Source organism: Bradyrhizobium sp. (assembly GCF_049581145.1).
In the GTDB taxonomy this organism is placed as follows: Bacteria; Pseudomonadota; Alphaproteobacteria; order Rhizobiales; family Xanthobacteraceae; genus Bradyrhizobium.
Genome location: NZ_JBAURI010000294.1, coordinates 1 through 7,244, shown reverse-complemented (window position 1 = coordinate 7,244; position 7,244 = coordinate 1). Strand labels below are relative to the sequence as shown.

Below are 7,244 nucleotides of genomic sequence, written 5' to 3'. Positions count from 1 at the left end.
ACCACACACTGCGCGTCATGCCAATCAAATGGCGTTGTTGTTTCATCATCCGATCTGGCATCGCGGCGATGCCGTCACTGTAGGACGCAAATATGTCCTGCGGACCGACGTCATGTATCGCCGGCATTCTTGACGCCGGGCTCACGCTGCCCGTCGGTACCGAGGTCGGTCAGCTGTAAGGTGGGCCAAGCGCAAGCTTGCCACCAGTCACGAGTCCGTGGATAGACGGTGGGCACGGCGCAAGGGCGCCTCTGCCCAGCCTGCACGGATCGTCAGCTCGCGGCTTTTTGTGTGCAGCATATTACTTCAGAACCGGCGCGCTCAGGCCGCGGATCGGGGCACGATCTTCTTGTAGCTGTGAGCTTTCTCTGCCTTGGAGAGTCGTGCGCGGCCTGCAGGTTCAGCCAGAACCGAGGATCAGTGCCAGAATAGCGGCCGAGCCGGATCGCCGTATCCGCGCTCACATCGCGCGTGCCCCGCATGATTTCGGTCAGGCGGTTGGGCGGGACGTCCAGCGCCTTCGCCAAGGCTCGCGCCGACAGGCCGAGAGGGACCAGATATTCCTCTCGCAACACTTCTCCCGGATGAGTTCGCAATCTGGGCATCGTTGTCCTCTTCAGTGATAGTCTACAATCTCAATCGCTTCGGGACCGTCGGGTGTCCAACGGAAACAGACACGCCACTGCCGGTTGATACGAATGGAATGGTGGCCGCGACGGTCGCCTTTCAAAGCTTCCAGCCGGTTGCCCGGCGGAGATAGCAGGTCATCCAGTCTGATTGCCGCGTCCACCATGTCGAGCTTGCGCAGGGCAATGGCCTCGATATTCCGCCAGCGCGCCGGGCATATGGTGGGCACGGCGCAAGGGCGCCTCTGCCCCCCCTATGGATCCGGTCGAGAAGGTCGGCCGCATCGACGGAGGGTCAGCCGCCGATCTCTTTCAACAATGCTTTCGCAAATCGGCAGGCGTCATCTTCATCCCCGAACCGGCAGGACCTGGCGAGCGCCTTGCGCGCGCGATCGGGGTCCTTGTCGACGCCGATGCCGCGGACGAGGTGAAAGCCCAGCATCGTGCAAGCCCAGGGATCGTTGCGGTCGCACGCTAATCCGTAGGTTCTCATCGCGCAGGTTTTGCCGGGGCCGGAGTCCATTTCCACGGCCCGGTTGGTACAACCAGAAACGAAACCAGATGCGCAGGCTCGCTGGAAGAAGGCTTGCGACACCGCACCATTCCTGACTTTTTGTATGACGAGCGCCGCGGAGTAGCAGTGACCCGCATCGCCTGCTCGACAGCCATCGAGGCATCGCGCAACATCAGCCGCACAGCGTTCGATCGAGAACTCTTGCGGGCCCTGTCGTGCCGGCATCAGGTCGGCCGGACATTGATCGGGCTTTTGCAGCCAATCCGGCCACGACGCCTCCAGCGCCGCAACGACCTTGGCCGGGTCGGCTGGTCTCGTCGGCGATAGTCGGATCAGGCTTGCTGCTGCGATGGTTACGCAGACGGCCAGCATCAATATGCCCAGCGTCCAAAGCGGCATCGGAGCGCTTCCTTGATCACGGGGCATGGGGGCTTTCCAGGCCGTCAGGCATCGCGCCAAGATCTTTAAGTTGCATGGTATTGAAGCATCGGGATCGGTGCAACGCCATCCGGACGGACAGATGCTTGCCCGCGCATTGGCCGGCAATGTGCCGCGCAGGCGCTTCCGGATTCGTCACCTCGCTGCTTTTCGCCTGCGGCATATTTACAAAACCGAAATTTGCTGTATGTCCACGAGCATGTTCCCCGCGGATTTTCCGCGCGTGAGAGAATGATGCGACAGCTCGACGCCCATCCAACGCTGCAAGCAGCCCTGCCGGTGATACCGCAAGGCTGCATTTTGGCGTGCGCGGCGAAGGGGTTGTCGGCCAATAGGCCGGCCGCAAGGCGCCTACCAGCAGCGTGATACGGCAGCGGGTTTTCCCTCTGCCGGAAAGGCAGAGAGAAAATCCGCAAATTGTCGCTCACCGGCAAGCTGCGCTCCCAAAATCCTCCCTGCCTCTGACAGCAAGACCGGCGTGCTCCCGCTATCGAGCATGCCGTGGCCGGAGTCGCCCGTGGTGGGCCTCCGGTCGAAGCGAGCAAGGCAACAACAGGAGGATCAGGTGCGATCCGATCCCTTTCAAGAGCGCGCGCGGGCCCTTGCGGTCGAAGCAGGCCTCGATCCCGATGCGAAGATCGATCGTCCCGGACCGGGCCCGATGTTCGGGCGCAGGGAGGCCAAGCGCAGGTTCGCCCGTGCCGAGATGGACCAGTGGCTGCAGTCGCGCGGCGTCACCCTGATCGGTGCCGACCTGGACGTGCGCCCGATGGCCTATCGCCGCCTGCCGGAGGTGCTTGCCGAGCACTCAGGCCCGATCAGGGTGCTGCACACCTTGCGCCCGTTCGCGGTGGCGATGGCCGGCGAGAACGAGTTCGATCCCTTCAAGGATTGAACGGACTGGAGCAAGGACCGCCCATGGGCGGCCTTGCTGCCGGGCGCCCGAGGAGACGCGCGCGACCTTCGAATCGCCACGAGCGAATAGACATGATGCCATACTGAGTCGCTTTCGGAGCACCTTGATGTCCCAGCCTGATCTTCAGCCGACCCTGGTCGGTCCCGCCATCACGGTCCGGCCGATCCTGCCGGAGGATTGGCAGGAGCTGTTCGCCGCCGCATCCGACCCCAAGATATGGGAAGTGCATCCGGTCACCGCGCGTTACACCGAGCCCCTGTTCCGGGCATTCTTCGACGGCGCCGTCGCTTCGAAGATGGCCTTCGTGTTCGTCGATCGCGCCACCGGACGGCTGATCGGCTCGAGCCGCTATTATGGCTACGATCCTGCGCGCAGCGAAATCGAGATCGGCTGGACCTTCATCGTGCGCAGCCATTGGGGAGGTGCGGCGAACCGTGAAGTCAAGCGCCTGATGCTCGACCATGCTTTTGGCTTCGTCGACACCGTGGTGTTCTGGGTCGGCGAGGAAAACTGGCGCTCGCAGCGCGCCATGACCAAGATTGGCGGCGTCAAGCGCGATGGGCTGTTGACCCGGCAGCTCAGCGGCGACGATCCGTATTTCATTTTCGAGATCACGAAGAACCGATACCAGAACGGCGGCCGCGCCCTGGTCGCGTAGGCCGATAGCCGACGTGACTTCGAATCAGGACCGACGGTGCCAATTCGTGACTCGTCATGCCGCGCTTGTCCCGCCTGCGGGTCATAGGCGAGCGGAAACCGCGCCGTCCCTCCGACGTCTATGCGCGGGTCGTGACGGTCGGTCATCGCCGAAGTTCACTGGCATTGCGGCGAAAGCACTTCCCAAAGCGAACGCTCTGCGAGTGAGGCTGATGACACTCATTAGCCTCGGAGCAACGTATCCCCGGAGCAATGTGCTGCACCGCACGTGTTGGCTCATGCTCTGAGACGTGCGCCAGACGACGCGCCAATTTGCTGTGCACGCTTCTCATCCCGACTCGTCTTGGCCACCAGCGGTCGTAACGAAAACGTCATCGTCCCGACATGGCGCAAAAATATCAATGCTGACGATTGCCATGGGAGATCGATGATGTCTTTTGCAACATTTTTTAAGCGTACCACTGGCTTGCTCGGAACGCTGGCGCTTTTGTCGAACAGCACGGTGGCGTTCGCGCAAGATGAATGGCCTCGCGACGACGGCCAGCAGCACGACGGTTTCAAATTCGACGATGGCGAGCGGTACGGCGACAACGACCATGACAGGCTGTCGCTCAACGAGAAGATCGAACTGCTGCGTCGCAAGGTGAAGTATGTGTTCGTGATTTTTCATGAGAACGAATCCTTCGACCACTACTTCGGCACCTTCCCGGGTGCCAATGGCCTTTTCCACGCACCGCAGGGCGGTACGCCGGCCAATGAGACGCCGAGCTTCGTGCAGAAATATCTCGATACGTCGCTCAAGCCCGTGACGATCTCCCCGTTCCTGATGCCGCAAGCGGTCAAGACCGCGAGCGGGCAGATCGTGCCGATCTATCCCGCCGACGAGATTTCGGTCGATCACAGCCACCAGGGCATGGCAAACAGCCTCCATGTCGACCCGACCACCGGCGCCGCGGCGAGTGATCGCTACGCGATGGATCAGGAGGGGCTGACCACCGACGCGTATGGCAACATCGTAACCCCGACGGGCGCGGCGCCGACCGCGATCTCGCTGGCGCAAAAGCAGAAAGCCGAGACCGATATCGGTCACATCGATTGCGACACCATCCCCTTCATGTGGCACTGGGCGAAGAACTTCGTGCTGTTCGACAATTTCCGTCAGACCATCGTCGGACCTTCGACGCCGAACGCGATCGCACTGATCGCCGGCCAGTCCGGCCAGACGCAATGGGCGCTGCACAACAATGAGGGCCCGACCACGACCTATGCCAACCCGGCCTTCCCGAACCCGCTCGGCGCCAGCTTCGGCTCGAACGTCATGCCGGCCACCAGCAATGCATTCGTGCCAATCGTCAGCGATCCCGGCCCGTTTCCGGGTTCAAATCTCGACCACAGCGCGGTCAAGCCGCCTTTCAACTTCGACGAGAATCCGGCCAACCCGACCCTGGACCTGACCTTTGCCACCCAGCCCTTGTCATTCATGGGTCATAACATCAAGACCATCATCGCAAGCGACCCCAATCCGACCGCGGACCTGCTCGACGTCCAGGACGACATCACAACCATTGCGTCCGACAACCCGGCGGTCAACTGGGGCTGGTATCAGCAGGGCTTCAATGCCAACGATACGTCCGATCCATTCGAGCCGCAAAATTCCACGACGCCAAACCCCACCAACAATCCGGGCCTGAACACCGGTTATGTGTTGCATCACAACGGTCCGCAATATTTCGGCTATCTGGCCGACAATCCGCAGGTGCTGGACAGCAACCTGCATGGCGCAAAGGACTTCTTCCAGGCCGTTGAGGGCCGAACGCTGCCAAGCGGCGGCGGCGTATTCTATCTGCGCGGCGGCTACGACAACAATGATGGGCTGGTGCCGGTCGATCCAACGCCGGCCATTCAGCACGCGTTCATCGGCAACGACGATCATCCGGCCTATTCCGATCAGCAGATCTCCGAGGCGTTCGCCGCCAAGGCGATCAACGACATCGCCAACAGTCCCTACTGGCCGGAAAGCGCGATCATCATCACCTATGACGAGACCGACGGGTTCTACGACCACGTCTCGCCGCAACGCCGCAATACGTTCGCCGACGGCTCGCCGCTGGCGGCCGGTCCCCGCATTCCGACCATCCTGATCTCGCCCTATGCGGCATCCGGCAAGATCTCGCATCACTACAGCGAGCACGGCTCGGTGATCAAATTCATCAACGAGCTGTTCGGCCTCGTGCCGCTCGCCCAGCTTCCCGACGAGAAGCGTGGGCGCGATCTGGGGCTGGTGACCCTGGGACAGAAGGACCTCGGTCCGTCGGATGATCCGGACAATAATGTCGGCGACCTGACCGAAGCCTTCGACTATGACATCCTGCGGGGGGACAAGCCGCAGATATCGGCCGAGCAGGCGACGTTCCCGGCGACCGTGGTCGCAACGCTGCCTCATCTGGCGAAGCCGAACTACTCGCCAAACGGCTACACCAATGGTGCATGCGCCGCGATCGGCATTCTGCCGACGGACTTCCCGTCGATGAAGGCCTATCAATCGGGCGAACCGTCCGATCCGTATCCGGTCGACGTCAATCCGCGTCCGACCCAGTCGCCGGGTACGCCGACCTCGGGAAGCTGGACTCCATGATCCCGTGTCGGCCTCAGGCGTTGCCTGCGGCCCGCTGATCGCTTGCGGGAGGGTGGAGGTCCTGACCTCCATCCTTTCTGTCGTTGGATTTGATTTGAGTTTTTCCATGCTTCGCTTGGCTCTCGGCCTGTTCGCTGCTGGCGTGATGGCGCTCACCGGCCTCGTGCACGCTCAAACCCTGGAATCGATCCGCGCCGCTCAGCACATGGCGTGCGGCACGGTGATGGGCGTGGATGACTGGAATGGACAGGATGTCCACGGTGATCTCTCGTCCCTGGAGGGCGAAGTGTGCCGTGCCGTCGCCGTCGCCATCTTCGGGGACGCGGGCACGCTGACGATCCAGGCCTTTCCGGCGGAGCCTGAGGCCCTGAATGCGCTGAAGGCGGGCACGATCCAGCTTGCGGTCGGCATCTCACCCTCGGCATCGACAGCGATCCAATTCGGGGTCGGGTTCGGACCATCCGTTTTTTACGACTCGCAGCGTTTGCTGGTGTCGAAGCTGAGCGGCATCAAGGACCTGCCAGGCTTGCGTGACCGGCTTGTCTGTGCACTCGACATGAGCCCGCCGGAGCGCGTGCTGCGCGACGAGATGACCGCGCGCGGCATTCCCTACGCGCTTCAGGCGCATTCCGAACAGGGCGAAATGGATGCCGCCGTGGCTGTTCGCCGCTGCGAGGCGGGCACCGGCATGGAGTCGCGGCTCGCGCAGTCACGCGCCAATTTTCATGCCTGGACCAACGATTTCGTCTTCCTGCCGGAGCGGTTCGGGCTTGCCCCGATGGTGCCCGCCTATCGCTATGGCGACCAGAGACTGGGGCTGGTGATCGACTGGACGGTCAGCGCGCTGATCGAGGCGGAAGCGTTGGGGATCACGCGGCAGAATGTGGCGGCGGCGGCGGAACGCCAGGACATGCGGGCCGAGCAGTTGCTCGGCCATGATTTCGCGACGGGCCAGGCGCTCGGGCTGGCGCATGATTGGGCCGCCAAGGTCATCGCGGCGACAGGCAATTATGGCGAGATCTTTCAGCGTACGACAGGCGGTCCCTACCATCTGGATCGCGGTCTGAACGCGCTTTGGACCGAGGGCGGACTGATGCGCCCGCTGCCCATGAAATGACCAGCCAGAACCACGTCGCGCCGCTTCGATCATTGCGGGTTGGATCCGGCCGTCAGTCAACGGCAGCGAGTTGATTACGAGGGATCGGCTTATCCGTTTCGCCGGATCACGCTCTAGCGTCCGGACGATGTCAGCCTGAGATCATAAACCGCCGTCCCGAACATCGCAGCAGCTTCGGGCAGCGCATACACTGAAAAAGAGCTCAGCCGGCATCCTGCCTTCCAGAACTCGGACAACACGGTGCATTCGTTCGCTGCCATGTTGTAGAGGGTCCGACGGGCGGTCTCCTGCGCCGTATTGCTGGGCACGTCGCGTGGATCCGCCATTCCCTCAATTCGTGC

The 7,244-nt window shown here is 62.3% G+C and carries 10 protein-coding genes; 5 read left to right on the top strand and 5 right to left on the bottom strand.

The window, feature by feature from the left end:
• Positions 1-272: 272 nt before the first annotated feature.
• The 3 genes from WCB02_RS09875 to WCB02_RS09865 all read right to left on the bottom strand — a co-directional run bounded on the left by WCB02_RS09875 (position 273) and on the right by WCB02_RS09865 (position 1,515).
• The gene (locus tag WCB02_RS09875) at positions 273-605 is read right to left on the bottom strand and encodes a HigA family addiction module antitoxin (RefSeq protein WP_423957852.1); all 333 of its coding nucleotides are present in this window, start codon (positions 603-605) and stop codon (positions 273-275) included.
• 11 nt (positions 606-616) lie between these two features.
• On the bottom strand, positions 617-856 hold the full coding sequence (locus WCB02_RS09870) for a type II toxin-antitoxin system RelE/ParE family toxin (RefSeq protein WP_423957850.1): 240 nt from the start codon (positions 854-856) through the stop codon (positions 617-619).
• Positions 857-921: 65 nt separating this feature from the next.
• Positions 922-1,515, bottom strand: coding sequence for a tetratricopeptide repeat protein (locus WCB02_RS09865; RefSeq protein ID WP_423957849.1), 594 nt, complete (start codon positions 1,513-1,515; stop codon positions 922-924).
• A gap of 49 nt (positions 1,516-1,564) precedes the next feature.
• Here WCB02_RS09865 and WCB02_RS09860 point away from each other — a divergent pair, with 49 nt between their 5' ends.
• The 3 genes from WCB02_RS09860 (at position 1,565) to WCB02_RS09850 (ending at position 3,152) form a co-directional block, all read left to right on the top strand.
• Positions 1,565-1,813, top strand: coding sequence for a hypothetical protein (locus WCB02_RS09860; protein ID WP_423957847.1), 249 nt, complete (start codon positions 1,565-1,567; stop codon positions 1,811-1,813).
• Between the two features lie 330 nt (positions 1,814-2,143).
• Positions 2,144-2,473 (top strand): hypothetical protein, encoded by a 330-nt coding sequence (locus WCB02_RS09855; RefSeq protein ID WP_423957845.1) that lies wholly within the window; start codon positions 2,144-2,146, stop codon positions 2,471-2,473.
• 127 nt (positions 2,474-2,600) lie between these two features.
• A complete protein-coding gene (locus tag WCB02_RS09850; RefSeq protein ID WP_423957843.1) occupies positions 2,601-3,152 on the top strand; it encodes a GNAT family N-acetyltransferase in 552 nt (183 codons plus the stop codon).
• A 275-nt stretch (positions 3,153-3,427) separates the two neighbouring features.
• Here the strand turns inward: WCB02_RS09850 and WCB02_RS09845 are convergent, their stop codons facing one another.
• Positions 3,428-3,652: a hypothetical protein gene (locus tag WCB02_RS09845; RefSeq protein WP_423957840.1), complete on the bottom strand. Its 225-nt coding sequence runs from the start codon at positions 3,650-3,652 to the stop codon at positions 3,428-3,430.
• Between the two features lies 1 nt (position 3,653).
• Between WCB02_RS09845 and WCB02_RS09840 the strand changes: the two genes are divergently transcribed.
• Together WCB02_RS09840 and WCB02_RS09835 are read left to right on the top strand one after the other, a co-directional pair.
• Positions 3,654-5,786, top strand: a complete 2,133-nt coding sequence (locus WCB02_RS09840) for an alkaline phosphatase family protein (RefSeq protein ID WP_423957837.1) — start codon at positions 3,654-3,656, stop codon at positions 5,784-5,786.
• A 106-nt stretch (positions 5,787-5,892) separates the two neighbouring features.
• The gene (locus tag WCB02_RS09835; protein WP_423957835.1) at positions 5,893-6,903 is read left to right on the top strand and encodes a hypothetical protein; all 1,011 of its coding nucleotides are present in this window, start codon (positions 5,893-5,895) and stop codon (positions 6,901-6,903) included.
• 113 nt (positions 6,904-7,016) lie between these two features.
• Here the strand turns inward: WCB02_RS09835 and WCB02_RS09830 are convergent.
• Positions 7,017-7,244: hypothetical protein (locus WCB02_RS09830; RefSeq protein WP_423957833.1), on the bottom strand; the 228-nt coding region annotated here is incomplete at its 5' end.